Source organism: Caballeronia sp. LZ001, assembly GCF_031450875.1.
GTDB lineage: Bacteria > Pseudomonadota > Gammaproteobacteria > Burkholderiales > Burkholderiaceae > Caballeronia.
Genome location: NZ_JARTVX010000006.1, coordinates 409,139 through 434,090 on the forward strand (window position 1 = coordinate 409,139; position 24,952 = coordinate 434,090).

Consider the following 24,952-nt stretch of genomic DNA (forward strand, 5'->3'; position numbering starts at 1 on the left):
CCAGATGTCTGGCCGTCGGCATAAGCGGAAGACGGCTTATGGCCGGTAACAGCGTTCGATGCCCGCGAAGAGGATGAACGCGGGTCTGACCAGCGATACAACAGCACGCAGCGCTTTCTGGTATCTGATACTGATCGAGTTTCCCTCGCTTTGGGGGACGCTTCGCCGTCACACCGACATTCTCAGCGACCGGCCTGCAAGATTCGGTACGCCCACTCAATTTGCTCCTCGTGGCTCTTGGGCGGCATGATGGACGGCCCTTAAATTCATGGCAAGCGCTTTCGCCGCCGCACGCAACGCTTTTATGGCGGCGAACCGGGACGCCTCGGATGATGCCGTTCGATGTGGCCAACCAAGAGCTGTCCTAACTCCTCAACGAGACGGGCATAAGCGTCGCGGTTGTCCATGGCGCTTTCCTGTTTAAGCGCGATGCATCATCGTTGTCTTTCGCATCATCTTGTTTTCCAGTGCGTTCAGCAAAACAGTCTCGGATCGAGCCCAAACGCCTCCTGATGAATGACTTTCAGTTCGCGGTAGTCGCTGTGAAGAGGGTTGAGGATAAGGTTCCAGTCAGCCGGACAAACTACAGAAGGCACTTTCATCGCGACCGACGTTCCTTGCATAAGCCAATGGCGGCCAACGTCGACGGTCGACGCAGGTATTGGCAACGCGGTCCAGTCTCCAGGCAAAACTGGTTCATAGCCCTCGTCAACCAGATGATCGGAGATTTCTAGCTCTACGAGAAAGAGATTTCCCGCCGGAGGAATGCCTGACGCATGCACACGCACCTCAAGGACCGCCGTTGCCGCATTTAGACTCGTGTACAGGGCGGGCATTCCGACCGGATTCCAGCGTCCGCCAGCTATTGCCGCGCCATTGCCGCTCAGATCGTCAGCCCGATATTTTCCGGGCTTATCCTTGGCCAACCGAAAAAGCTTCATACGCCGACGCCGAACTCAATCCGCTGGAGGATTCTCTGCACTTCATCGTACCCGGCCTGCGTGTCTAGCATCGAGACGGGACTTTCGCCGCCCAATTCCGCGTGGGGAGCCTGCATCCATTTTGCAGCAAGCTCGCCGCTTTCAAATACGTCAGCGGCGTGCGCGTGGATCAGGATGACTCTCGACACGCGATCAGACTCTCCGCTACTCAGGCGGTCGCCAGCGGCAAGCTTCCGCGTCACAGTGCTCGACGGAATACGCAGGCTTGCAAGCAGCGATTGGATGCTGGTGTTCAAGACCTCAGAAGCGACAAGACCGATGATGTTCGGCTCCAGGCCCAGCCGGATTTCACGGCTTTGCGCTATCGGGTCGAGTTGGATAAACGCGGTCAGTCGCGAAGCGCGTGCGCCGCTTGGCGTGGCCTTGTTGGGCGAGGATCGAGTCGCAGGCATCATAGTCTCCAAATGGGTATGGCCATATGCCCATTATGGCGTTTTGCCCATTTGGTGTCAAGGCGACTATCAAATGAGCAAAACGACGCGTCACCGGCGTTCGTCAGCTCTCGGCGAAAGGCGCGCGAAAAACCTCCGTTTTCGCCTGCGCAACAATCCGCTTTCTGTTCACCATGCTTCTGCTATTCCGGGCAGGCGTGCGCGCCTCGCATTGGGCCGCAACGCGCCGGTTCCGTAGGCTATTCCGTTGCCTTGACAAGACGCTTCTCGGCCAACACTAGTTTTGTCAACGACCCGCTCATCTATGACGGGTCGGTGAATAGAAGGAACGATCAAAACGCCCGCTCAGGCGTCCACGAACTTAACGAGGTTTGGTTTGAAACAGTCGTTTTCTGCATTGCCGTCCATCCGCCTTTCCGCTCTGACTGTCTTGACCGTCGCCGTGCTCGCCGCATGCGGCGGCGGCTCCGGTTCCTCCGATTCCAACAGCACAGGTGGCTCGAACAGCACAGGGAGCCAGAGTGGCACGCCAGCCGCGTCGCAGAAAGCGAGCTTCCTGCCACCCGCATCCACGGCGCAGAGCGTTGCGGCAACGGGAGACCCCATCGCCGACAGCGTCGCGTACCTCAACGCCGTACGGCATAACGTCGGCTACAGTTCGTTCCTCTGCTGACCGGCAACGAGAAGGAGTTTTTCGAGCGGCTTCGTCGCGCGCTTCCCGAGGCGTTGATTTTTCCGCAAGTCGCAATGTTAGCGATCATCCTGCCGCAAGCGCGGCAGTCATAACTGAATACTGCCGACCCGTCTGCGACATTCAGTGGTCGCTCATTTCAATGTCTCTTACAAGAGCGGAATTGACGCTCAAGGTAACCGTTGCGACTCTGATCGAACGAATCAAGACCCTTTCGGCACGTGCACTGGTAGTGCGTCGATGATCGAGGCGGGAATGTATTTACCGGAGCGACGACGTCCACGGACACGGCTTCATGCGCGGGCGTAGGCCGGTCTGGCGCCGCGTAGTCCGTCGGCGTCTGAACGATGGAAAAGCCACCACAAGCAGCGATCTCCTTCAAACCGGCTGTCCCATCGTCCAGCTCACAGTCAGGCACCGCCGATCGCGCAGGGTCCATAGGCCTCTGCAGCAGATCAAAACAGGGGATCAGCCTCAGTTTCCGTGACGTTGTCTTTCAAATCACAAACCGGCACAAAAACCGGCACCGCATCCGGTATATGCGCACCGGGTATGTCTAAAAAGCCATTGATTTATAAAGAAATAATACATTGTTTATCCGGCATATTATCCGGTACACTACTGTCATGGATACGACAAGCATGGGACCGATGGTTCCCGAAGAATCATCGTCTCGACTTCTCGAGGATGACATGTTGGCCCTCGTCGCAGAGGCGAATCGACTAGCGGGCCGAATTCATCCCGTCTTGCTAGACTCGATCGGTGACCTTGTCCGCTCCATGAATTGCTATTACTCCAATTTGATCGAGGGTCACGACACCCATCCGCGCGACATCGACCGGGCACTTGCCAACGACTTTTCGACCGAACCCAAGAAGCGTGACCTGCAGAAGGAAGCGGTCGCGCATATCCACGTTCAACGGTTGATCGATACTGGGCGTGACCCCGATGCGTGGCCGGCGTCCGCGGCTTATGCGTCGTGGTTGCATGAAGAGTTTTGCTCACGGCTACCGCCGGAGATGCTGTTCGTTGCCGACGAGAAGACTGGCGCGCGTCTTGAGATCGTTCCCGGCGAATGGCGCAAGCGAGACGTGCAGGTCGGCCGGCACATTCCGCCGCCGCACGAAGATCTGCCTCACTTCATGTCGCGTTTCGATATGGCCTATGGATCGCCGCCGCTCAGCAGAGCCCGACAACTTCAGACTGTCGGCGCCGTCCATCATCGCCTGCTTTGGATTCACCCCTTCCTCGACGGCAATGGCCGAGTCGCGCGACTGATGTCCCACGCCTTGTTCAAACGGCTCGAGGTCGGAACCAGCCTTTGGTCAGTGGCGCGGGGTTTGGCGCGCGATGAGGGACGCTACAAAGAGTTACTCGCGCAGGCCGACAGGCCGCGCGAAGGCGACCTCGACGGGCGTGGCAATCTAACACAGCGCGGGTTGATCGAATTCTGTAAATTTTTCCTTGATCGTTCAGTCGATCAGATCCGTTTCATGAGCGGGCTGCTCGATCCGGCGACGCTCCTAACACGCATCGAAATCCACATCGAAGAGGAGGTGCGGGCGAAGCGACTGCATAAGCGTAGCTTTGCAGTACTGCGCGAAGCAGTGATGCGCGGCGAAGTCGAGCGCTCGCAGATTCCCACGCTTACCGGCTACGAAGAGCGCGGCGCGCGCAATGTCACGGCTGGACTGGTCGACCGGGGGATGCTGACCGCAGCGACCCACCGAGCGCCCCTGCGTCTGGCTTTTCCTGTCGACGTGGCCGAGCGCTGGTTTCCCAATCTCTACCCTGCCAACGCAGGATCGCGGACATGACAGAGAAAATCGTTGAGCTCATCCGGCGGTTTTCGCCGATGTCGTCTCGTTCGAAGGAGTGGGACTTTCTCATGCCCGGTCCGGGCAGGCCTAAGCGATGGCATGAAATTGAGGATGAGTTCCGCGTTCTGATAATTGCCGATCCAGGCGCTGGCAAGACATTCGAAGCCCAGAAGCGTGCGCGTCGGATCAAGGAGCGTGGCCGCCACGCCTTTTTCATCCGGATCGAGAAGATCGACGCGACCTTCGACCAGTCGTTTGAGGTTGGCACGGCGGCCGAGTTCGCCGCCTGGCTCGCCTCAACGGACGAGGCTTGGTTCTTTCTCGACTCGGTCGACGAAGCCCAGTTGGAGACACCGCGCGCGCTGGAAGATGCGGTTCGCATCTTCGGCGCCAAGATTTACGCGGCGCTGGATCGCGCGCGCATCTTTATCACGAGCCGCGAGGATGCTTGGCGGGCGCTACCTGACCAGACACTGATCGAACAGCACCTGCCCTACGGCGAGCCAACGCCTAGTGAAGAGGATGACAACACAAGCCGCGAGAACGACCCTATGCTCAAGCAGTATCGGCTTGCTGGCCTTTCGGAGGACGAGATGGCGCTGTTCGCCGGCCATTATGGCGTGAGCGACGTCACCGAATTCGTCGAAGCGGTGAAGCGTGCTAACTGCTGACCCTCGCCGAGCGTCCCTTCGACCTGAAGGCGCTGATTGGCGTCTGGATTGCCGATCATCGGCTCGGGAGCCGCTTCGAAGTGCTGCAGCGGATGATCGCCCTGCAGATCCAACCGCGGTCGGCCGCATTTGCCTCGGTCCGCCTTAACGCCGCCAAATTGCGGGACGGCGCCCGCATACTGGCAGGCGCAGTGACGATGACTGGCAAGACCGTCATAGGCCTTCCCGCAGGTGTTCATACCACCGATCGCATCGACCCGCGTGCCTTACTGACAGGCTGGGCCGACACCGAGATCGACTCGCTCCTCCGCACCGGCCTGTTCGATGACATCGTTTATACCAGCGTCCGGTTTCGCCACCGCGAGATCCGCGAGCTACTGAGTGCGGAATGGGCAAACGAACTGCTGAATCAGCCCGGCGCCCGTGCACGCGTCGAAGATCTCTTCTTTCGTGAAAGCTATGGCGAGCAAATCATCGTACCGCGGACGCGCTCGATCTTGGCTTGGTTGATCCTGTTTGATGAAGCGGTGCGCGACAAAGCCCTCGCCCTGGCCCCGGAGATCGCGAGCGAAGGCGGCGATCCGTCGCGCCTGCCGCTTACGATCCGTCAAGGCATGCTTCGAAATATCGTCAACCGGATTGCCATCGGAAGGGAAGGATGAGTCTCATGGAAAATAGTGCGATCGAACGCATCGCCGCTCCCGACCTAGCAACCGATGCGTTGGCGCTGCTCAACGAGTATCGAGACAATGACGACGTCATCTTCTTTCTGGGCCGGCTCGTCTGGCAGGGTGAGATGGCGAGCTGTGCGCCGGCACTCTTTGACATCGCTGCCGACACATCGCGCGGCAAATATGCGCGCATCGCCGCGATCCGTGGCGTCATGGCGGTAGGCGATGAAGTACTGAAGGATAAGCTATGGAAGACGATCGCCGCGGATCCTGGCCCCTTGGACCGCGCCGTTTTCGCGGAGCTGATCGATTGGGCGGCGCCGACCACGGCCAGCGTGGCTCTGGTACTGCGAACGCTTGCCCACGCGGCACCGCACGAGCGCTTCAACGTGACAGGTTTAACCTCTTCGCTTCACCAGTTCGTCGACAAGTTGCCGGTGATGGCAGACGCAACCGAGGATCATCCACTCGGGAGCCTGGTCGAGGGTCTGAATGGTTTCCTTGATCGCGAGCCCTTTGTAGAGCGCGGTGAATGCCATATCTCGGAAGAATTCATGTGGCTGATGCCCGTCGCCCTACACGCCGTCGATCGCTTGGTCGCTGCACGATCGGCGCAGGCGCTAACGCTGGCGGCAATTGCAGTGCTGTGCAATTTTCCGGCTCTGCGCTTTTGGCGGAGCGGCGATGTCGAAGAGCATAAGAACGCGCTGGACAAGAACGTCCCGCGCTGGCCGGAGCTCAATGATCTCCTCTATTGGAAATCGATCGCAGTATGCCGCGCGCATAGGGCCGCCAAGGGCGAGACGCTGACCGATGATTGGCGGATAACCCATCTCGGCCATTTCTGGCGGTTTGGCGCCGAGGATTTTGAGCGCTGCCTCGAATGGGTCGCCACTAAGCAGGGGGATGACCGAGCGGTGGCGCTATCGCGCTGTCTCCAAATCTATGTGGATGCCGATCGACCGTCGGCTTGGCTCGCTCCATTGCGCGCAGCGGTCGATGACGACGCGGCGCTTGCCGCGACGCTGGAAACGCGCCTTGATACAAAGCCATCGCCGGAGATAGTCAGGTTGGACGCGGAAACCCGGCGGTGGAAGCGCAACAGCGAGAGGCGCGAACGTAAGCAGAAGAAGGACCGCGGCGATTGGATCCGCGCGCTCATGGCCAATCCCGATCGGGTGTTGCATCCCGAAGGTTTCCAGCCAGGGGAGTTCAGTGGCGATCAATATCATCTGCTTCTCAGTGTCATGGATAGCGGTGTGAGCACCAGCCGCGAAAACGGGGCGAATTGGCGGACACTGATCCCCGAGTTTGGAGAGCCGGTCGCCCGCGCCTTCCGCGATGCCGCAATCGCGCATTGGCGCGTCTATCGGCCGACCTTGCGATCGGAGGGCGGCGAGACCGGGTCGACGCCTTATTCGCTGATCTTCGCGATGACCGGCCTTGCGATCGAGGCGGCGGAGGACAGCGCCTTTGCCCAACGGCTGACCGAGGAGGAAGCGCGGCACGCTTTTCGTTATGTCACCTGGGAGTTGAACGGCTTTCCAGTATGGTTCGAGACGCTATATCGCGCCTTCCCGGATACGGGGTTCGAGGCCGTGGCAACCGAGCTTGTTTGGGAGCTCGAACATACCGGGGAGCACCCGCTCCACCATATTCTGCACGACATTCTCTATCATGCACCGTGGTTGCACAGCGACGTCGCGCCGTTGATCCTAGATTGGCTGGCCGCGCATGATTTGCGCAATGCCGATGCGCTACGCTATTGCCTTAACATCTTGGCGGGGAGCAGTGTTGCCCCCGGCGTTCTCGCAGCGCTTGCGGCGAAGAAAGCCACCAATGCCACGTTGCAGGATCAGTCGCCGCGCTGGTTCGCGCTCTGGGCGGATACCGATTCGGCGACTGCGGTCCCTGCTTTGGAACGTCATCTCGAAGCGCTAGCGACGACCGATGCGTCAATCTTTGCCCAGCTGTTTATCGTCGCTCTGCTCGGCGATCGGCACGGCACGGGCACGCGCGTTGGCGCGTATCGCAACGCCAGCGACCTAAAACGGCTCTATGTTTTGATGCACCGTTACATCCGGACTGACGAGGATATCGATCGCATTGGGAAGGGTGTCTATTCGCCGACGCTTCGCGACGATGCGCAGGACGGTCGGAGCACCTTGTTCAACATGCTCGTCGAGGTGCCCGGTTCTGAGGCCTATGCGGCGATAAAAGCGCTCGAAGAAGAGCATCCCGAGTCCGCTTATCGGCGATGGATGGCGGTGCGGGCGCGTGAGCGTGCGACACGGGATGCCGACGAGCCGCTTTGGACGGTCGAGCAGGTCCGCGACTTTATGAGAAAGGGCGACAGCTGATGTATTGCTGGCAGATCTGCGTGTAGCGCAAGGCCCGGCGGCATTGCCTTTGCTGCGACGTATTCTTCCCGCAGCAACTGCAATGTCACGCCCCTTCGGCCAGCTCCCGCCGGCGAGAAGATGTTCGCCGACTACGCCGGGCAAACAGAATACATAAGCGTTGAAAGACACCGGCGTATCTACCGGGGACGGATGGGCATGCGAATCTGGTCGCCCTCGGTCAGATGTTCATTTCCAGATTTGCCCGGCTATCTGCGCAATCAAAGCCCGCTCACGCCATACGACTGCTCAACGTTCTACGGCGGCTATGGACGAGGCCTACGGACTACGCGCCGGATTGGAAGAATACCGAGTAGCGGAGAGCGTTGGCCGCTGGCGCGCGGCATTTCGAGAAATGGCTGGAAGGAGCCACTGCCGCATCTGGCACATGCAGCGGGCCCTCGGACGTCCGAAGTTACGCGGCACTGGGCGTCTGCTTGTGGCCGGATTGGGGCGGTGCCCCCGGCAATTCGCTCGCCGGAAACCGGCCATTGAGCGAGGGCGAACGAGACCTTGGCTGATCAAGCTGAATGTCGACATCGACCGGCGACTCCTGGCCGGCAGTTTCCGTCAAAGGCAGCAGCGGACGATCCATTTGAGCAAATCTAAACAATAGGCATGCGAGCAGATGCGAAGGCAAGCGCTCGTGCCGTTGTAATGGCTCGCCCGCACGGCTAAGTGTCAACAAAAGCGCTTTTCAGAGGCGGCTTCGTCTACGATTGTTGACGCTTTTCCTTTGCCTCAACGCAGCAAATGCGCTCACGTCCTTACGGACAAGTGGCTCGAAGTGTTGTTCACACTTGACGGGCACCTTAATCCGCGCATGCCCTAATCCGTCTACCGTCACGCACGCCATTCTCAGGTGTGCGTACTAACGTGCCACGTCCAATCGTCGACACCACGAACTGGCTTGCCAACGACGGCGTCGTGACGTGAACCTGTACGGGCAACACCGACGCTTCGATAAACAACTGCAGCTCGTCCAGCACCGAGTGCAAGAAGTTTGCGATTGCCGGATTCTCGATCGTAGTGTCGCCGGACTGAACATGGTGGGTGATTGTCGTGCCGCCGGCACGGCGAATCGCCTCAAGCATCAACACCAGAGTACACGTACTGTCCTTGCCGCCCGAATATGTGCAGCTCAGGCTATGCCCAAGTTCGATGTAGCGCTGCATGACGCTGATCGCAGCTTCCATCTTCGAAACAATTTCCTGTTCCATCTTGTCGCTCCGCAAAAATAGGAGCGACCCTTACGGGATGCGCTCCCGCAAGGGTTAATGGTTGAATCAAATCAAAAGGTCAGCCGTCGCACGTTGCGCCTCTTCAAGGCCGTCGTGCGCTGCTGCGAACATGTCGCCTTGACGCGTTGCGCGATCCAGCCGAGGAAGCGTCTTCGCATACCGGCTCACGCTCGTACCGTCGAAGCTGTCCGCACCGGCGGCCGCACAAATGCGAATGCGCCGAGCCGAGTTCACGCGACCGACGTGCAAGTAGCAGTGACGCCGTCGCGCGAGGAACCCCCACACGTGCGCCGTCTGCTCTTTCCACTCCGTTGATCCGCCGATGAAGATGCCAACCGCAGGGGACAAAAGCGACGCAAGGTCATCGACCTGCATACCGTTCTGAACTGCGATCAGCATCCGGCACGGCATCCCGCGAAGTCGTTCGAGCCACTTCAGCGAGTAGTCGAGCGAGGCCATGCCACCCATGACGATGTCCGGAAGGACAAGCCAATCGGCCCGCTCGCAAAGCCGTTCGACAGCAACAGAAAACGCGTTCTCATCGAAGGGCAGGCCCTGCTGGTACGCGGTCCAAGCGCCGTTATCCAATGCGTAGCGATCGAAGCCCTCGGTACGCAACTCGCCCTTGGCCGAGACCAACAAGCGCCAGTCGGCCCCCTTGAGTGCGGCCAGGTTGCGGCGTGTGCCTGTGCGACTGGCGTAACCAACAAGCGGCTGCCGATGCATGGCGATCCGCTCCTCAATTTCAGGGTCATCGTCAGCAGATCCATCGACTACGTAGTACTCGGCGTACGCCATGAAGGCTTGCGCGTAGCCGGTCTTCTGGCCGCTGGCGTATTGCTCCAGCCAGGGCGGCGTCATTGGCGCACCCCGTTTTGAGGCTGCACTCTGCCGCCGATGATCAGGAAGACCTTGGTATCAACGTTGCGGACCCACGGGCGAACTTCACCCGCGTGCGTCGCTGTGCCGGCGATATAGCCAATCGCCGCTTCGAGGTTGGGAAACCGCTCGGGCGATGCGCCCAGCTTGGCTGCTTCAAACATGAAAACACTCCACAAAAAAGAATGCGGAGCGACCCCAGCGGGCCGCTTGACCGCAAGGGTTGAAAAAAAAATTGGACGGCGATCTGTGCCACTTACTCGATCAGATTGACGCTCCGCCACCAGCGACCGCCCGAAGGCAGGGCTCTGACGAAAGCGAAGCTCTCCGCTTCATCGCGCGTGAGGTCGATCACCCCGCCCTTCAATATCGCCGTCTGGAGATAGACGACATTCGCGAGGGCGAGCGCGCCGTGCTGTTCGGCGATAGCGGTCAGTGCTTCGACCGCATCCAGCAGTTCCGCATGGAACTGCTTCGCGTCAGCGGCGAGGCGCAGAGACACGTCAGCGTCGGCGATCGCGGACACCACCGCATTGCATTGGGCTTGTGGGTCGTCGGGCTCGTACTGCTCGGGTTTGATCCAGCTTCGGATCACCATGTCATTGAGTACATCGTCGACGAAGTCGGTGCAGGAATAGGCCATGGAAGGCTCCAGTCAAGAAGGGAAAAGATTGCCGCTATCAGATGCGACGCGGACGGCCGGTATCGAACGCAGCCGCGCGACGCAAGTACGGCGGACGTTGCGGCTGCGACTGAGCATTAGCCGGTGCAGCTTGCTGCGCAGGCGGCCGGTGAGGCACCGCATTCGAATGAGACGGATTGCCGGCTGCCGCGAGCAGCAGCATCAGAAGGTTTGCCATAGGGATAGCGCCGGAAGGCGCGAGCGAAGGGTCGGAAAGACGAGAAGCGCCCCTTGTGGGGGCGACTCCCCACAAGGGTTGATAAAGAATCAGGCGGCAAGCGCCTGCACGTCGATGACTGCGTCCGCCTCTGCCACAAGGTCGGGCGTCTGCGAGATGAAGAACTCCCGCTGATACCCACCTTGGCGCAGTACCTCGCGCTTCATTCGCATGAACTGCACTTTGCGCTCGGGATCGAGCGGGCCGTCTGACTCGTCGCTGAACAACGTCTGATACGGCTGACCCGTGTTCTGCGCGAGATAGAGCGCGATGCCGCGCGTGAGACACTCGTTGATCCAGACTTTCTGACCGCCGGACATGACGGAGACCGACTTGCTGCTGTCGGAGTCGGCGTCGTGAACGAGGATCTCGAAGCCCTCACGCAGTTCACCGCTCGCGAGCGTGCGCTGCGTGCGGATCTCCACCGTGAAGCGCATACCGTAGCAAGCGAGCAGCAGCTCGTTGACGGTATGCGTCAGCGCCGGACCCGCGTCATCGATGGTCAACGCGATCACGCCGTCGTTGCCCAAGCCCTTAGCCAGCAGCTTCCAATGAGCAATCTCGTCGGAGAGGCGATCGGCACGCAACTGCGTGGCCGAGAACTTCTCCAACTCCAGCGCCAGCGCTTCCGCTTCGGCCTGCAACACACTCTGCACGCGGATCGATTGCTCGATCCGACCATCCAATGCAGCGACGGCCTCGCGGTTCGCCGTGATGTCGCGATCCAGCTTCGCAATTGCTGCCGTAACGTCGACCGAAGCGAGTCGTCCGACCTCCTCGGTAATGCGAGCAAGCTCCGCTTCAATACGCGTCTTCTCAGACTGGTACTTGGCGGTACGTGCGGCACTTTCCTCGGCGATCGAACGCAACTCAGCTTGCGCCGCTTCGAGTCCAGATATCGCGGCATCTAGCAACGGCTTCGTCGCAGCAAGCTCAGCCGCCGCCTGCAGTGCACGGCGAAGCTGCGCGGCCGCATCGGTGATGGCGAGCATTTCGACGCGCTTTGCCGCCAACTCGGCCGGCACGCGAGCCAAGGCCTCGGCCTGCGCCTTCTTCTCGCGATACTCCGCGCGAAGATTCGCCACCGAAACACGCTGCACTTCCGCTTGCTCTTTCGCTTGAAAGGCTTGCGCGAGCAGCGGACATTGCGCATGCATTGAATGACCGACGCACGGCACCTGCTCCGCCACCGCAGCCTGCTTGTTCAACGTGTCGAAGTGCGCGGCTTTCGTCGTGCCTTGGCTCATCAAACTGGTAAGCGTCGCATCGAGGGTGGTCAACGTCGCGCGTTTGACCTCCAAATCGGCAATGTCGCGCTGCAAAGGAGCAAACCTCGCTTCCTCGCGCGCAATCGCCAACTCGGCCTCCTCGCGCTTCGCCGCCGCACCGAGGATCGCCTCGCGGCGAGCCAGCGTTGCTTGGTGCGTGGCCACGGTTCGACTCAGCACGGAAACGCGCTGCTGGCAGCGGACCGCTGCCGCTTGCTCGTCGTCGGCTGCACTTTTCAGGGCACGCCCCAACTCGTCGCGGCGCACGCCCAGCTCTCGCAGGCGCGCTTCGGTGGAAGCTGATTCGCTTTGCTTGGCCGCGAGCGTCGCCCGCTCTTGAGTCAGCTTGCTCGCCTGCTCAAGCGCGGCATCGCGTTGCTCCCGAGCGACACGCAGGATGGTGCCCTGCGCGACGATCGACTGCTCAGCGTCTGCTTTGCGTTGCCGTTTTCCAGCTAGCGCACCAAGCTCAGACTGGATGCCTTCAAGCGACTTGCCGAGCACCTTCGCGACCTCAGCGGCCTTCGCCGACAATGCTTTCAGGTGGTCGATGCCAAGAAGTTCAGCCAGCAGCGTCTTGATCTCGCCCGCACCGTAGGACGCGAGCGGCCGCCGGTTCTGAGCCGAGAACACACTCGTGAAAAACGTTTCCAACGAACCGTTGATCGCATCGACACAGCGGTTATAAGACTCCGCCTTGCCGTCCGACACCGTTCCGTTAGGCAGCGACACCGGGCGCCACGTACCGTCGACGCCGCGATAGGCAAGGTAGTACTCCGCCTTGCCTGTCTTACCGGGCTTGCGAAACGTGAAGGAAGAGCGATAGCGAATGCCGTCGTGCTCCCATTCGAGTTCCTTCAACGCATTGGTGCCACAGATGTGATCCCAGTACGAGAAGGCGTCGACTGAGAGCTTCGACGCCCTGGACGGCATGATCGGATACGGGTGCAAGTTGTCCATGATCGTTGTCTTGCCCGCCCCGTTAGGGCCGGTCAAGGCGATCAGGCCATCCGGCAACTTCTCCAGATCGAGCGTCACGCTGTCGCGTTTCAAGCCATCGCGCACGCCAACGAAGCCTTCGAGTGTCAGTTTCAGAGGCCGCATGACAGGTCCTCCGACACGCTCATCGAAGCAGACATCGCTGCCATCTGCGAGTAGAACGCGTCGTCGTCCTCGTTGCGAAACGGCTCGTTCAAGTCAGCAGACGCAATGGCACGGGGCGGCGCTTGAAGCGTCCCATCGAGCGCGGCAGCTACCTGATCACAGACTCTGCCGAACTCGCGACGCGCGTTCGTCAGTAGCTCCGACCAGCCGCCATGCCCGGTAAGGCTACGGATCTCAGCAGCAGACCACTGACTTGCATAACCTTCCTGATAGGACCAGAGAAGGTGCTGCATTTCAACGGTCGGCGTAACGGCGATCTCGCACGCGCCGGGCGTCGTGGCGAGCAGCAACAGCGTCTGACCGGACTGCGCCAGTACCGCGCCGCGGTGTTGACCGAACGGCTGATGCTGAATCGCAGCGGTAAAGCCGGCCAAATCGACCAACGACTTTTGAAGATCACGCAACGAGCAGTCGCCCAAGGCAAAGCTGCGAACCCAGTTCGGGCCTGCGGGATAAAGACCAAACATGATGCACTCCGTTATGGTGGGCGGAATGCGGCCCCGGTAGGGATCGCTCCCCGCCAGGGTGAAAGAAAAGATGAACTGCTAGAGAAAGGTCCTGCCACCACTAATCGATGCGTCAAAGACGCGGTGAAACCTCTGTTTCGATAGCGACGATCAAAATCGGCTATCGGAACACGGCTCGCGTGTCCAAGCGAGGGAGCCATACTGGCCTCCTCTGCATGAGCGGCTACTTCATTCGCTAATTAAGCCACGAACAGGTCATCGTTGAGCCACGAAAGCTGACTTGCCGAGGCCGACTCGACGATTTCCACCGTCGCATCGGGCATGGGCAGTGCTTCGTCGCCAACATCGCTGTCCGGAGCTACGTGGGCCGTCACCGGCGCAGGCTCGGATATGCTCGACAATGCCTCAGCGTCGCTCAGTCGCGCCAGCACGCCAGCGGCGATTGCCTCCGCGTCCCCGGTTTCCAACAACTGCAGCCGGTCAAGCAAGGGCGCGGGATCGACATCAGCGTGCTCGCACCAACGCTCGAGCTTCCGGTCAATCGACGTTTCGAGGCTGATGCCTTGGGCGCGCGACCGGACGACGGGAAGAATGCGAGCTTCGACCTTCAGCTCGGCCGCGTTGCCGAACAGCGCCGCGATCGCGTCGCGATCCACTGACTGTTTGTGCTCTTCGTCGACCTGCCAACGAATTCGCACGAACTTGTCGGTCGCATCGAGCGCGCTTTCCGTCAGGCGTTGCATGTCGGGCGGTCCGTCAAAGTCGACGCAGATCGTCTGCCGAGACGGCGTCACGACCAAATCAGCTTGCGCGCTTCCCACCTCTACATTCCACAAGAGGAAGCCCTTGTCGCCTTCCTCCCCGTAGTGGAATCGCCCGATCGAACCGGGATACGCCACAACGCGCCCCGCTCGCTCCCACTGCTGTGCTTTATGGATGTGCCCGAGCATGAACGCATCGCATTCGGCCTCGAACAGACTACCAAGCGAAAACTCATGGTCGAACCCCGCCATCGTCACGCCGTGCTCGGTCGTACAACCGTTGACCGTGCCGTGTGAAACCCCGACAGTTCGGATGCCCGCGGCACGAAGCTGCTGATTGACGCGCCCTGCTGCGGCGAGATAGTCGCCCAGCACGGCTTCAAGACCCGTCCCGGCTTCCTTGGCACCAACAGCGACCGCCAGCGCCCCCTTATTGACCGTGGGCAGACACGTGAACACGACATCAGCGCCGATTGCCAGAACCTCGCGCAGCTCGTCGTCCGAGAACACCGGGCCGTCCGAGGGGTAGAACCGCCCCTCGTGAAGGCTTACCTGCTGCACGCGTTCGGCAACATAAATCTGATGCGTCGTTGCCATCAGTTCGAAGTTGCGCAGCGTGCCCGGAGGCTCATGGGAGAACGTGCCCTGCAGCATCAGAACCGGCATGCTGCCGCTCAGACCGTTGATGCGGCGTGCGAGGCGGTTCAACGACGGCGCGTGTGCGTCCAGACGATGGTCCGTCGCATCACCTGAGATAACTGCCACGTCGGCATGGGCCAGCACCGCATGGTCGATGCCGAAACCGAAGCATCGGTCCGACTCTTCGATGTTGCCCGGCGCGTAGTGCAGGTCAGAAAAATGTGCGATCTTCAAATCGCCTCCTATAAAAGAAAAAAGGCCACCCGAAGGTAGCCAGTATTTGCCGACGCACCGCTACGGCGCGCTAAGAAAGGGATTACTTTGAAAGCGTGTCGCGGACTTTCATCAGCGCCTTCCCCAGGAGGTTCTGGCCGCGCCACTTCGATTTGTCCGTGATGTCAGGATGATGCTCGCCTAAGCCCGCGCCCCAGATCAGATCATAAGGACTGGCTTCGACAAGCTCGGTCGGTGCGGTCGCGAGCAACAAGGTCCGCAGGCCCGGATGCTGCGCGAACTTCTCACGGCATCCGACGTAGACGATCGACTCGCGCTTAGCCTTCCAGGTATCGAAGTCGAAGCCCCTGACCTTCCGGCCAAGCGCTTTCTGCTCTTTCGGTAGATGCGTGGCAAGCACAGCTTCGGCAATGTCCTCGTCACCGAACAGCTTGGCTTTCGAAAACATCATGAACTGCTCTACCGACCGAAAATCGACGTCATGGTAAGTAAAGCGGCACGGGTGCCAGTTACTAAAAGCGTCTTCCGCGCCGAAGAACAGCGTGAAGTTGCCGACTCTACGCATCGGAAGCTCCTTCGCGTAAACAAGTTAGATGGGCCGCCAAAGCGGACGAATTCGATGCGCACACACAGCGCGGTCGAAAACATTTGAGCAAGCGGTTCTTGCTGAAATGCTCTCATGCGCGAGCGATAAAGGTAGTGAGACGCCGAGGAAAGGATGCCAGCCCCCGTAGGGGACTGGCCAAGGTCAGACGTAAGCAGCTTGTGCAATCGCGTCCTGAATTTCGACGTCAAGCGAGGCGGGATCGTCGAGCGCGTTCTTAAGACGCGCATTCATCGCATCAACGTCAGCGATGCGTTCGATCCAGCCGCGACCGTACGTCTGGTGCGCGTATTTGCGAAAGCCGTTTTGTCGTTCCGGCTGACTTAGGCCCAGACGATGCAGCAGGTCCGACATGCGGTGACGCTTGTCTTCCAGCGTCTCATCAGGATCCGGCGAGTCGTCGTCATGTCCATCATCGTGAACGACCGATGATGCGCCGTCGCCCGGATGTTCTGCGCCGGCGGCTTGACCATCCGGCTGAGGAGCCGCGTCGCCGATCGACTGTACCGTTCCGTCCGACTCCAGCAGAGCCACTGCGCGACTAGCTGCATCAAGCGCCGGCGCCGGTTGAGCCTCGTCCGCGCCATCCAGCAGCGCGCCTAGGTCAATGTCGGCATCGAGCACCGTCAGCATCTGCTTCTGACGCACGGGCTGGCCGTTGTCATCTATGCGCGTGATGTCGAACTCCTTTTTCGAGAGCCAGAACCGCGTGCCGGTGAGCCTGCCACGCGCGAGCGCCACAGTCTGCATCGCCGAATACGCCTTCTGCAGCACGTAGATGGAATTGGTCGGCAGTTCGATCAGGCCCAGCCCCTTCACATCGGGCACAGCAAACAGGAAGTTCGCCGTCAGATTGCACTTGCGGTCCTGATACTGCGGACAGACGTGAGCATCACAGACGCCATCGGGAATGTCGTCGTCTTGCCGGTGAACGACCAGTCGCCCACCGAAGGATCGCCGCGCCCGCTGTGCGCGGGCGTTACGCTCGACCGGTGCATACGTCTTGCAATAGCGTTTGCCGTCGCGGTCGTATTCCGAGAAATACTGTCGCCCGGTTGTGGTGTACGCGGCCATCTGATTCGGCACATTGCGCAGCCAGTCGTCGAACGCGAACATGATCGGGAAACGGTACAGCCGCAAGCCTTGCCCGCGATCCTCACCATACAGCCGCAGGATCTCATCGGCCGTGTCCGGATTGGAGAAGTCGGACCGTCTGCAGACGAAGTAATCGACGTTTCGCGGAACGAGCGCGTTGCGCAGCTTCAGCGACGTTTCCAGCAGCTTGCCGATCGCTTCGAACGACTCACCCGCGGCCACCATGTCGTTATAGAGCTTGACCGCCTTTTCGTTGGCTTGGTGCGCCCGCGTGAGCACCTTGATACCGGGGCGAATCTTGCCGATCGTGGGCGGGCGAATAGCTCGTTCTTCAACGAGGCTACGCGGCGCGTGATCGAACATCTGAACAACTGCATTCATGATGGTTTCCTTGCGAGAAAGAAGATGGCGTTTGTCCGCAGTGATTCGGCCTGAGATTGCATCTCTCGGGCTGCCGCACTGCCGCGACGTTCGCTGATATGGGAAATGAAGACTGAGCGCTCTGCGTCGCTGAACATCGCGACCCGAGCTACTTCGCACCGCTCACGCCAAACGGGGGACGTGGTGTCCGCCTGCTCGCGCTCGGCATTGATTTGATGCGTGATGGCCTCGGCGATACGTTGATTGAGGCGGTCGGGCAACAACATGGAACAGCACCTCCGTTGAGAAAGGTCCGGCCGCAGGAAGCGACAGACGAAAAAAAAGCCCGCTCCGGTGAGGGAGCGAGCTTCGTGAAATCGATATAGAGACCTACGCGCCACGTCCCTTCCGGGGACATGGCGTGCAGGGAGCGGCCGGCATAAGCCGGTGTCGCTCGGTCAGAGAACGTAAAGTCGTTCTCGCGCAGCATGGTCACGCCGCGCAACAGCCCTTTTCGGAATTACTTCCGCCGCAGGAATCACGGATCAGCCAACTTCGATCGTTCTACCCAGATCAGGCTCTGGAGAGAGAACACCCGAAAACCCGGGTTCGAACGATGTACCGGCGCAAATGAATGCGGCTCAGGTACGAGTATCACGGCTGAAATTGGGGAGTGTGTAGCGAGCACACTCAGCACAAGGAAGATTTCCACACCGGTAGCTATCCGGTCGGAGCATGCCAACGCGCGAGGCGGGCACGACTTGCAGAAAAAAGATGGACTCCGGGCTTGGAGTCGAGGTCGATGCGTCGGTGACGCGGGGAATGGAGTTGAGTATCCGCGTTAATGACGCACACGTGCGCTCGAAAGCTCACGAATTTGACCTAGCTTTCGCCGCCTTGACTCTTGCCTAAACAATGAAAATCTTATGTGAGAGAGAACACAGACATACCGAAAACGATCATGGCTGGTACCGACATGGAAGCACCTGAAGACGGATCAAGACCAAGCTCACCTCCGGTCGCGCCGACTGGCGAGAGCGGTCTTCGGCGGCTCGACCGCCTGACCAACGACAGTCGGCTCGCGCGAATCCATGCGGATACGCTGGCCAAGACTGAACTGCCGTACCACTCGGGATTCGCACGTGAGTTTTTGCGGGGCGACTTCAACTTTGCAGCAGCGAAGATGACCGTCGCTCGCGGCGGCAAGCTCATCGCTATCGAATCTGAATTTCGAGTGGCCGAGGGCTGGTTCCGCAAAGCAATGGCTTGGGCCAATGAACTGCCCAAGAGGCAGACTGCGACGTATCCGGAGATAGTGACGCTCGAAATCAAGCACGCCATGTCTGGACGATTGGTACGCCTGCTCACAATCTATGACCAACTCTTCTTACTGACGATGGGCGCACTGATCGCTCGATCGTTGGGCTCGGAAGCTCGTCAAAGCACCCTCGATGCCGCTCAAACGCGGATTCGCAAGATCGCCTATCTCTGCATTTTCGACAACGATCGCTTTGCCCCCGAAGGTGTGTTGCTTCCCGACCCTGGTCAAGCCCACTAAACCGTCTTGAGCGCGCGCATGCGCTCTCTGTCTTGACTAGCGGCAGCGCTGGTTACGCTCGACTTAATGCAACGACGAGAGGACCTCAAATGGACCTACGCGATATCCAGCGACTGCACGCACAGTTCGCATCCGACTCGATGACCATTGATCTGCCACGGCAGATTGCGGCCGTTCCGGCGCCGGCGGACTTAGCTGCCGATGACAGGGCACCCACTATGAAGGTGCGCCTCCCGAAGGCAGCGCCCACCGCCCGCCAAACGCTCGTGGCGGTGGCAATCGCCGCTGTGGTCGGTATGGCAGGCATGCGGGCCGCTTCTCTCTACAAGTCACTGGGCGCACCATCGGTCCACACCGCTCGTCCGGCTTCAGGCGAGGGCAAGCTCGCGGCAATCGAACAGACCGTCGCACCAGCGACGCACCCGATCGACGCGGAGCCGCCTCATCCGGTTGCCGTGGCACCGATGCTCACCGCGAAGGACCTCGCTCCTTCGGGGGTTGGCTTGACGGCTGACCAGTTCAGAAATTCGCTCGGGAGCAACGCTCCTGCCGTTGACGCGACGCCATCTAAGGCGGCCCCGGTTTCGACGGAGGAGCAGCGAGCGGCGGCGTCGCCGATTCATCAAGCCCGTCGTGACGCGGACGCGACACAGCAGCCTGCAGCCAACTCCCCCGCGATGAAGGCGGCCGCACCCGCAGCGCAAAGCGCTGGGCAGCAACCGACGACGTCGGCCACGACGGCAACGCCCGCCGCGACGACGCAAGCCACAGACGGCGCGACGACAGAGACGTCCACGCCGTCGCACTCGCACAGCTACCGCCACCACGCAAAGCGCGCGCGCGACGAGCAGACCACGGAGTCCGACGGCGCAGCCGCATCGAATAAGAAAGTAGCACCCGCGACCCGCGGCGGGTCGAACGAAGTGCAAATGTTCTAGGAATCGACACCATGAAAACCGAACTCAACATCACGCTTATCGCGCGCGGCTGCGCCATCACCGGCGACATGGTCGTGGATCACGGCATTTCGTCTTTCGGCCTGCTCGACGGCGGCATCATCTCCACGCAGGGTCTACTGCACATCGGCGAAGGCGGTCTCGTTAAGGGCAGCGCACAGGGCGAGCACGTTCGCATTGACGGGCGCGTTGACGGCGACGTGCACGCGCGTGGCTCGCTGGAAATCAACGGCCAAGTCTCGGGTGACATCTTCTACTCCGGCACGATCCGCCTCGGTCCGCGTGCGTCGCTCAACGGCACGCTTAAGCGCGTTGCCAGAATGCTGACGATAGAGGCCGATTCGGCGCCGGACGAAGGGCCTATCGCTGGTCCGCGCTTGGACGATGCGAAGGGCCAGGAGCGCACGGAATCGAACGTGACGGAGATCTCGCGCGCCATCGCCTGAGCCCTGAATAAGCCTGTTTATTTGCCGATAACGGGTCAAAGTCTCTAAGAACCCTGATCATGAAACCCATCGAACCGATCTTCGATTTCGTCACTAAGACGTGGGACGCGGCAGCGCAAGAAGCCGCGTTCGAAGGCCATTGCTTTTGCATGCTCGATACGGGACGACTGGTAAATAGCCACGCGATGCCCGTTGACACGCCGCACTGGAACCGTCCCGCATACCAGTCCGTCGCAAGGTAAAAACTCGCTTTGAAGCCGAGAGCTTGACGGCTTCGATCACCGCCCGCATCCGCATTGATACGGCCGTCCAAGCGAACGAACAAGCGGCGGGCTTCGACGCCTACTGCTCAAAGCCGACGGATCCGGCTTGCCTTGCGCCCGCTGCTTCAAAGCCTATGCGAATCACGACGAGGAGAATCCCTCTGCACCCTACGCTGCTACCACCGGTGCGAGCCGAGCCTCGACGACAAACCGTGATTCGAAGTTTTTCGACGTGCCCGAGATCATGAGCGACTCTCTCGCCCGCGTCATTGCGACGTAGAACAGTCGCCGCTCCTCCGGTTCCGTCGACTTCGCATCGGGGACAATCGTCTCTTCGCTGCGCGCGATCCAGACGTGGTCCCACTCCAGCCCTTTCGAGCTGTGCATGGTCGTGAGGATCAGAGCGCCTGCAGTGGGCTCGTTGTTGTCCTGCCGAAGGAACAGCAGCCGCTCTGCGAACGAACCTGAGAGCCGCGACAGGACGGCATCGGTCGCCTGAATGGCGCGTATCGCCGATTCCTTCTTGGCGTACTTCATCATCCATTCGGCCACGCCAGAGAGCGTGAGCGAATAGAACTTCCGGTCGCAGAGGCTCTGCCACTCGGCCAGACGCTTCATGAACTCGCGGTAGTTCGTCGCAACGTCCTCCGGCAGCCCTAGCTTGACTAACTCAGCGCGGCCCATCTGCGTAAGCTCTGCCCCCATGTCGGCATGCAAGGCGCGCAACTGCTGCGCGGTCAGGCCAAGGTGGGCGAGCACGGCGTCGAGACCCGTGTCTTTGATGCGCTCGACTATTTCGAGGAGGTTGCACATGAGTGCGCCCTCAGGGCGGCTCAGCACCGATGCGCCTGATGCGCGGTAATACTTGATACCGTGAGAGCGGCAGACGGATTCGAGCGGGTCAAGGATGCGGTTGGTGCGCGCAAGGATGGCGCAAGATTGACCTTCGGCAAGCAGTGGCTTCAACACCTCGACTGCAGCGGTCGCTTCCTCGTACTCGTCCGGGTGCCGCGATGTCAGGACGCTCCCGCCCGCCCCCTTCTCCGCGCGCAGGACCTTCGCGATTCGGTCCACGTTGTTGCGGATCACGCGGTCGGCCGCGCCGAGGATCTCTGCACGACAGCGATAGTTGCTGCCGAGCACGACCGGCTTCGCGTCAAACGCTTGGATAAACGACTCCATGCCGCGATAGCCCAGCGCCTCGCGAAAAGCGTAGATGCTCTGGTCATCGTCGCCGACGACCGTCACGATCGAACCGGCCTTTGCATGAAGCTCGATCCACCTGTATTGCAGCGGGTCGGTATCCTGAAACTCGTCAACGAGCAGATAGGTGAACGCGTACGGGGCGATGGTTCCGTTTTCCATCCCCTCCACGGCGAGGCGCAGCATGTCTTGGAAATCAATCTTGCCGTTGCGGGCAAGCGCGTCCTGATAGGCGTGGTACAGCTCGCCGTCGGCAGTGTCCGGATCGCACCGCCCGAAATTGGTTTTGATCTTCTCGATCGTTGGAATGACGTCTTCTGCCTTCCCGTCGCGGCCGAGTTCCTGCATCACGCGGATGAGCAGACCGAGCCGGTCACCGTCCGAGGCGATATCAAGCGCGCGTGCGCCGGGGCGCTTCAGTTGCTTGAAGGCGAGCGAATGGAAGGTGCCGGCGATCAGGCGCTTCTTCACGGATTCGCCGGCGGCCGCCAGGATGCGCTCCCGCAGTTCGAGCGCGGCGTCCTTGGAGAAAGTGACGGCGCCGACCGTCGCGGCGCTGTCTTGCAGCAACAGGGCTGCTTTCGTGGCGATCGTTTTCGTCTTGCCCGCGCCCGGGCAGGCGATCGCCACGCAATGCTGGCGCAACTGGGCGACTTCCCGTTGCTGGGGATTGAGCTCGTCCAGCATCGCGCCTCCTTAGTTGCCGCGGACCGTCGTCATCAGCTTCAGGTGCGTCATGTACCCGCGAATGCCGAGCGGATTGAAGCGCTTGAGGAAGTTGACCGCCTCATCATCCACGTCGGACTGGTCGCGAATGCCGTTCCAGACCATGAAGTCGAAGTGATCCATCGCACGGTCGAACTTCATGATGGCGCTCAGCACGCGCATCGAGAAGCGCGAGTACGCCTCGACCTCGATGTCCATTGCGGGCATCGGAATGGTCGGCTCGAACACGAACTCCTTGTTGGCGCGAAGCTCCGCTTCCTTCTGCTGCCGGAAGCCTTCGGCGACGCGCAGTTGCTCGTCCACGTAGCTCTCGATGCCTGCGAGCAGCTTTTCGAGCGCACTGTTGACCACTTCCTTGTCGCTCTCGCCGAAGGTCGAGCGGCCGAAACGCTGCATGTTGATGCTCATGCGGTTGATGTACGGCCACCATTGTTCGAACAGCGGCTTCAAGCGGGTATGGTTCAGCCGCACGCGGGCGGTCACGACTGCTGCGCCGGAAAGCTGGCGGTCCAACAACTGACGGCCGATCTCACGGCGGCGCTTGACGATCGCAATACGCTCGGCCGCAGGCAAGTCGCGAAACAGCTTGCGCGTCTTCGCCACTTCCGCCCGCTTCATCTGCGCGTCGTCGGACGAGATCACGCCTTCCTTCTGGAGGCGATCCGCATCCGCCTCCATCTGCGTCAACTCGCGCTCAAGCTCTCCGTCGTCCGCGCCGTCGGTCGTGAGCGGCGCCTCGACCGTACCTTGTTCGAGTGCGCTCAACGCGACGTTCTCTTCACTGCCGGGTTCGACAACCGTGCTCATTCGCCATTTCTCCTGTCTGGACCGCATGGGTCCCGTTTCATCGTGGGTGATCAGGCAAGCAAAGCGCGTTGCCTATGGGGTCCATTGTTGCGGTCCGGGGCACCGGTCAACGTCCGAAACAGCGACTATTTCGCGCGCCTTTCCGACGACGGAGCCTAGTGGGAACATGGTTGCGCGCAGTGCCGCGTTGGGCTCGCACGCACGGTACGGTCATCCGCGCGTTCAAGAATGGAGGTCGGTGAGAGCAAGGACAGGCCGGCTCGGGGCGAGACAGCGCTTCCGTGAGGGAGCGCCGAGGAGGGGGTGCTTATGGCTGGGGACCGTATCATGATGAAGCCCGTTTGCCACAAAGACGCTGTTTTTTGTGAGCTTTCCGGGCTTCGCCTTACTATTTGCTTCCTAGCGCGCAGATTGAAACGACTCTGCGGCTTTCCACAGAAGCGCGCCTAACAACGCTGCGGCCGCGACCCAGTATCCCGCTAGCACGGGCAACGGCGCAACGAGCACGGCTAAGAGCGTGCCGAAAACCAGCAAGAGGCCGTGGCTCGCGAGGTGGAAAGACAGTGGGCTGACGAAACCCGCCGCCGAGGCTTTGATCTTTCGCCTAGCGGTGCCATCGATGAACATTCCAAGGGCAAAAAGGATTGTGCCCACGATCCATAGCTGCATCACCATGGCTCGGAAGACGATTCGATAGACGAGCAGCCAGAAATTCTCGGTCCACGTATGCGCGAAGCTGGAAAAGCCCCCGTCGTTCATCCCGCCAACACTCCCGGACGCGTTCAGTGTCCGGTGCAGCAGGCCGGTATCAACGAACGCATGGCGAAATATCTCGTTCGCCCGGCTCACCGCAGTATCGACTTTCTGCTGCCCAACCGTGTCCACCAACGACTGAGTCTCGACGTCCGGCACCTCGAATAGCTTCCGGTCGGGCATCGCAGGCATGACGGCTATTGCCAACACCGGGACCAACAGAAACCAGACCTTCAGGTGCGAACCGAAGCGGCTAGCCATGTAGCACCTTTACTGCTGCCAACACGGGTATCAGAGCTACGGCGAACAGCCCGCACCAGAATAGCGCCGGGCGATACTCGGCGATGGTCGCCAGGGCGTAGCAACGTGCGCCGGCGCCATGGGTGAACTCTTCGGGGACGGCGGCGTTCGCATCGCCGTCGAATGCCATCGCGGTCTCGAGTGCTCGCTTGGCCGTGCGGAAATCAGTCTGCGACAACTTCGCTATCATCGTAACGGTGAGCGACATCGTATTCCTCGAAGTAGCGGCGGAACGTCTCGCCGTGCAGCACGCGGGATGCGAGCTGGAATGCTGCGGTACGCTGCGTGATATGGTCCGGACAGCGCTCGTCGACCATTTCAAGCTCGTGGTCGGGATGGCGCTGCTCAAACGCGGTGATCGCCTCCACCATCGGGCACCACACTTCCACCTTCTCGCCACGGCGCGCAACGTAACGACGCGCGTAAAGTGCCTGGGCCGGCTCAAAGAGACCTTGCATGAATGCCACGTACGGCTCGCCGTTGCGCTTGGCCCGCCTGTAGCTGTCGAGTGCCGATTCAATCATCTCAGCAGCCAACGGCCGCTTGTCTCCCATGAATCGTTCGCCGATGAAGTCGGCCACGCGGGAGCACGCGAGCTCGAGATCCGGCGACACGTTGAACACCGGCATGAGCCGGTGCGACAGCTTGTGATCGCGGATGATGTGTTTGTATGCAGCGGACATA

Annotated in this window: 28 protein-coding genes; 9 read left to right on the forward strand and 19 right to left on the reverse strand. The window is 60.6% G+C overall.

Annotated features, from left to right (window positions below):
• Nucleotides 1–473 precede the first annotated feature (473 nt).
• Both P9292_RS42690 and P9292_RS42695 read right to left on the reverse strand, forming a co-directional pair.
• On the reverse strand, nt 474–941 hold the full coding sequence (locus tag P9292_RS42690) for an RES family NAD+ phosphorylase (protein WP_309850892.1): 468 nt from the start codon (nt 939–941) through the stop codon (nt 474–476).
• Complete coding sequence (locus P9292_RS42695; RefSeq protein ID WP_309966315.1) at nt 938–1,396, reverse strand: antitoxin Xre/MbcA/ParS toxin-binding domain-containing protein; 459 nt, start codon at nt 1,394–1,396, stop codon at nt 938–940. Before P9292_RS42695 ends, P9292_RS42690 begins: the two co-directional genes overlap by 4 nt.
• Before the next feature lie 373 nt (nt 1,397–1,769).
• On the opposite strand from P9292_RS42695, the gene P9292_RS42700 reads away from it, so the two are divergent.
• Entirely contained in the window at nt 1,770–2,066 is a 297-nt protein-coding gene (locus P9292_RS42700; protein ID WP_309966318.1) for a hypothetical protein, read from the forward strand.
• A gap of 157 nt (nt 2,067–2,223) precedes the next feature.
• Here the strand turns inward: P9292_RS42700 and P9292_RS42705 are convergent, their stop codons facing one another.
• Nucleotides 2,224–2,523 (reverse strand): chemotaxis protein CheB, encoded by a 300-nt coding sequence (locus P9292_RS42705; protein WP_309966321.1) that lies wholly within the window; start codon nt 2,521–2,523, stop codon nt 2,224–2,226.
• A 253-nt stretch (nt 2,524–2,776) separates the two neighbouring features.
• Here P9292_RS42705 and P9292_RS42710 point away from each other — a divergent pair, with 253 nt between their 5' ends.
• From P9292_RS42710 to P9292_RS42725, 4 genes are all read left to right on the forward strand, one after another.
• Entirely contained in the window at nt 2,777–3,901 is a 1,125-nt protein-coding gene (locus P9292_RS42710; protein ID WP_309966324.1) for a Fic family protein, read from the forward strand.
• Nucleotides 3,898–4,575, forward strand: coding sequence for a hypothetical protein (locus tag P9292_RS42715; RefSeq protein ID WP_309966327.1), 678 nt, complete (start codon nt 3,898–3,900; stop codon nt 4,573–4,575). The genes P9292_RS42710 and P9292_RS42715 overlap by 4 nt, the downstream gene beginning before the upstream one ends.
• Before the next feature lie 92 nt (nt 4,576–4,667).
• Nucleotides 4,668–5,237 carry a hypothetical protein gene (locus P9292_RS42720; RefSeq protein WP_309966329.1) on the forward strand — a complete coding sequence of 190 codons (570 nt, stop codon included), beginning with the start codon at nt 4,668–4,670 and terminating at the stop codon, nt 5,235–5,237.
• Between the two features lie 5 nt (nt 5,238–5,242).
• A complete protein-coding gene (locus P9292_RS42725; RefSeq protein ID WP_309966332.1) occupies nt 5,243–7,606 on the forward strand; it encodes a hypothetical protein in 2,364 nt (787 codons plus the stop codon).
• Nucleotides 7,607–8,457: 851 nt separating this feature from the next.
• Here P9292_RS42725 and P9292_RS42730 read toward each other — a convergent pair.
• The 11 genes from P9292_RS42730 to P9292_RS42780 all read right to left on the reverse strand — a co-directional run bounded on the left by P9292_RS42730 (nt 8,458) and on the right by P9292_RS42780 (nt 17,540).
• On the reverse strand, nt 8,458–8,865 hold the full coding sequence (locus tag P9292_RS42730; RefSeq protein WP_309966335.1) for a hypothetical protein: 408 nt from the start codon (nt 8,863–8,865) through the stop codon (nt 8,458–8,460).
• 66 nt (nt 8,866–8,931) lie between these two features.
• Nucleotides 8,932–9,747, reverse strand: coding sequence for a hypothetical protein (locus P9292_RS42735; RefSeq protein WP_309966338.1), 816 nt, complete (start codon nt 9,745–9,747; stop codon nt 8,932–8,934).
• Entirely contained in the window at nt 9,744–9,929 is a 186-nt protein-coding gene (locus P9292_RS42740) for a hypothetical protein (protein WP_250479675.1), read from the reverse strand. Before P9292_RS42740 ends, P9292_RS42735 begins: the two co-directional genes overlap by 4 nt.
• Before the next feature lie 92 nt (nt 9,930–10,021).
• Nucleotides 10,022–10,408, reverse strand: a complete 387-nt coding sequence (locus P9292_RS42745) for a hypothetical protein (protein ID WP_309850918.1) — start codon at nt 10,406–10,408, stop codon at nt 10,022–10,024.
• A gap of 37 nt (nt 10,409–10,445) precedes the next feature.
• Complete coding sequence (locus P9292_RS42750; protein WP_309850920.1) at nt 10,446–10,625, reverse strand: hypothetical protein; 180 nt, start codon at nt 10,623–10,625, stop codon at nt 10,446–10,448.
• Nucleotides 10,626–10,714: 89 nt separating this feature from the next.
• Entirely contained in the window at nt 10,715–13,036 is a 2,322-nt protein-coding gene (locus P9292_RS42755) for an SMC family ATPase (RefSeq protein ID WP_309966341.1), read from the reverse strand.
• On the reverse strand, nt 13,024–13,563 hold the full coding sequence (locus P9292_RS42760; protein WP_309966344.1) for a hypothetical protein: 540 nt from the start codon (nt 13,561–13,563) through the stop codon (nt 13,024–13,026). Before P9292_RS42760 ends, P9292_RS42755 begins: the two co-directional genes overlap by 13 nt.
• A 239-nt stretch (nt 13,564–13,802) precedes the next feature.
• A complete protein-coding gene (locus P9292_RS42765) occupies nt 13,803–15,197 on the reverse strand; it encodes a metallophosphatase family protein (RefSeq protein WP_309850929.1) in 1,395 nt (464 codons plus the stop codon).
• A gap of 82 nt (nt 15,198–15,279) precedes the next feature.
• Entirely contained in the window at nt 15,280–15,762 is a 483-nt protein-coding gene (locus P9292_RS42770; protein WP_309966347.1) for an NADAR family protein, read from the reverse strand.
• A 183-nt stretch (nt 15,763–15,945) separates the two neighbouring features.
• A complete protein-coding gene (locus tag P9292_RS42775; RefSeq protein ID WP_309966350.1) occupies nt 15,946–17,277 on the reverse strand; it encodes a hypothetical protein in 1,332 nt (443 codons plus the stop codon).
• Entirely contained in the window at nt 17,274–17,540 is a 267-nt protein-coding gene (locus P9292_RS42780; protein ID WP_309851262.1) for a hypothetical protein, read from the reverse strand. Before P9292_RS42780 ends, P9292_RS42775 begins: the two co-directional genes overlap by 4 nt.
• 677 nt (nt 17,541–18,217) lie before the next feature.
• On the opposite strand from P9292_RS42780, the gene P9292_RS42785 reads away from it, so the two are divergent.
• From P9292_RS42785 to P9292_RS42800, 4 genes are all read left to right on the forward strand, one after another.
• Complete coding sequence (locus P9292_RS42785) at nt 18,218–18,814, forward strand: DUF1845 domain-containing protein (RefSeq protein WP_309966353.1); 597 nt, start codon at nt 18,218–18,220, stop codon at nt 18,812–18,814.
• Nucleotides 18,815–18,903: 89 nt separating this feature from the next.
• The gene (locus tag P9292_RS42790; RefSeq protein WP_309966356.1) at nt 18,904–19,752 is read left to right on the forward strand and encodes a hypothetical protein; all 849 of its coding nucleotides are present in this window, start codon (nt 18,904–18,906) and stop codon (nt 19,750–19,752) included.
• 11 nt (nt 19,753–19,763) lie between these two features.
• The gene (locus P9292_RS42795; protein ID WP_309850939.1) at nt 19,764–20,216 is read left to right on the forward strand and encodes a polymer-forming cytoskeletal protein; all 453 of its coding nucleotides are present in this window, start codon (nt 19,764–19,766) and stop codon (nt 20,214–20,216) included.
• A gap of 59 nt (nt 20,217–20,275) precedes the next feature.
• Entirely contained in the window at nt 20,276–20,458 is a 183-nt protein-coding gene (locus P9292_RS42800) for a hypothetical protein (protein ID WP_309850942.1), read from the forward strand.
• A 189-nt stretch (nt 20,459–20,647) separates the two neighbouring features.
• Here P9292_RS42800 and P9292_RS42805 read toward each other — a convergent pair whose 3' ends face one another.
• From P9292_RS42805 to P9292_RS42825, 5 genes are all read right to left on the reverse strand, one after another.
• Nucleotides 20,648–22,369, reverse strand: a complete 1,722-nt coding sequence (locus tag P9292_RS42805; RefSeq protein WP_309966358.1) for an ATP-dependent helicase — start codon at nt 22,367–22,369, stop codon at nt 20,648–20,650.
• Between the two features lie 9 nt (nt 22,370–22,378).
• Nucleotides 22,379–23,215 (reverse strand): ATPase, encoded by an 837-nt coding sequence (locus tag P9292_RS42810; RefSeq protein ID WP_309966361.1) that lies wholly within the window; start codon nt 23,213–23,215, stop codon nt 22,379–22,381.
• Between the two features lie 399 nt (nt 23,216–23,614).
• Nucleotides 23,615–24,229 (reverse strand): DUF4400 domain-containing protein, encoded by a 615-nt coding sequence (locus P9292_RS42815; protein ID WP_309966364.1) that lies wholly within the window; start codon nt 24,227–24,229, stop codon nt 23,615–23,617.
• Entirely contained in the window at nt 24,222–24,476 is a 255-nt protein-coding gene (locus tag P9292_RS42820; RefSeq protein ID WP_309966368.1) for a hypothetical protein, read from the reverse strand. Before P9292_RS42820 ends, P9292_RS42815 begins: the two co-directional genes overlap by 8 nt.
• Nucleotides 24,433–24,951 (reverse strand): hypothetical protein, encoded by a 519-nt coding sequence (locus P9292_RS42825; protein WP_309966370.1) that lies wholly within the window; start codon nt 24,949–24,951, stop codon nt 24,433–24,435. Before P9292_RS42825 ends, P9292_RS42820 begins: the two co-directional genes overlap by 44 nt.
• Nucleotide 24,952 lies beyond the last annotated feature (1 nt).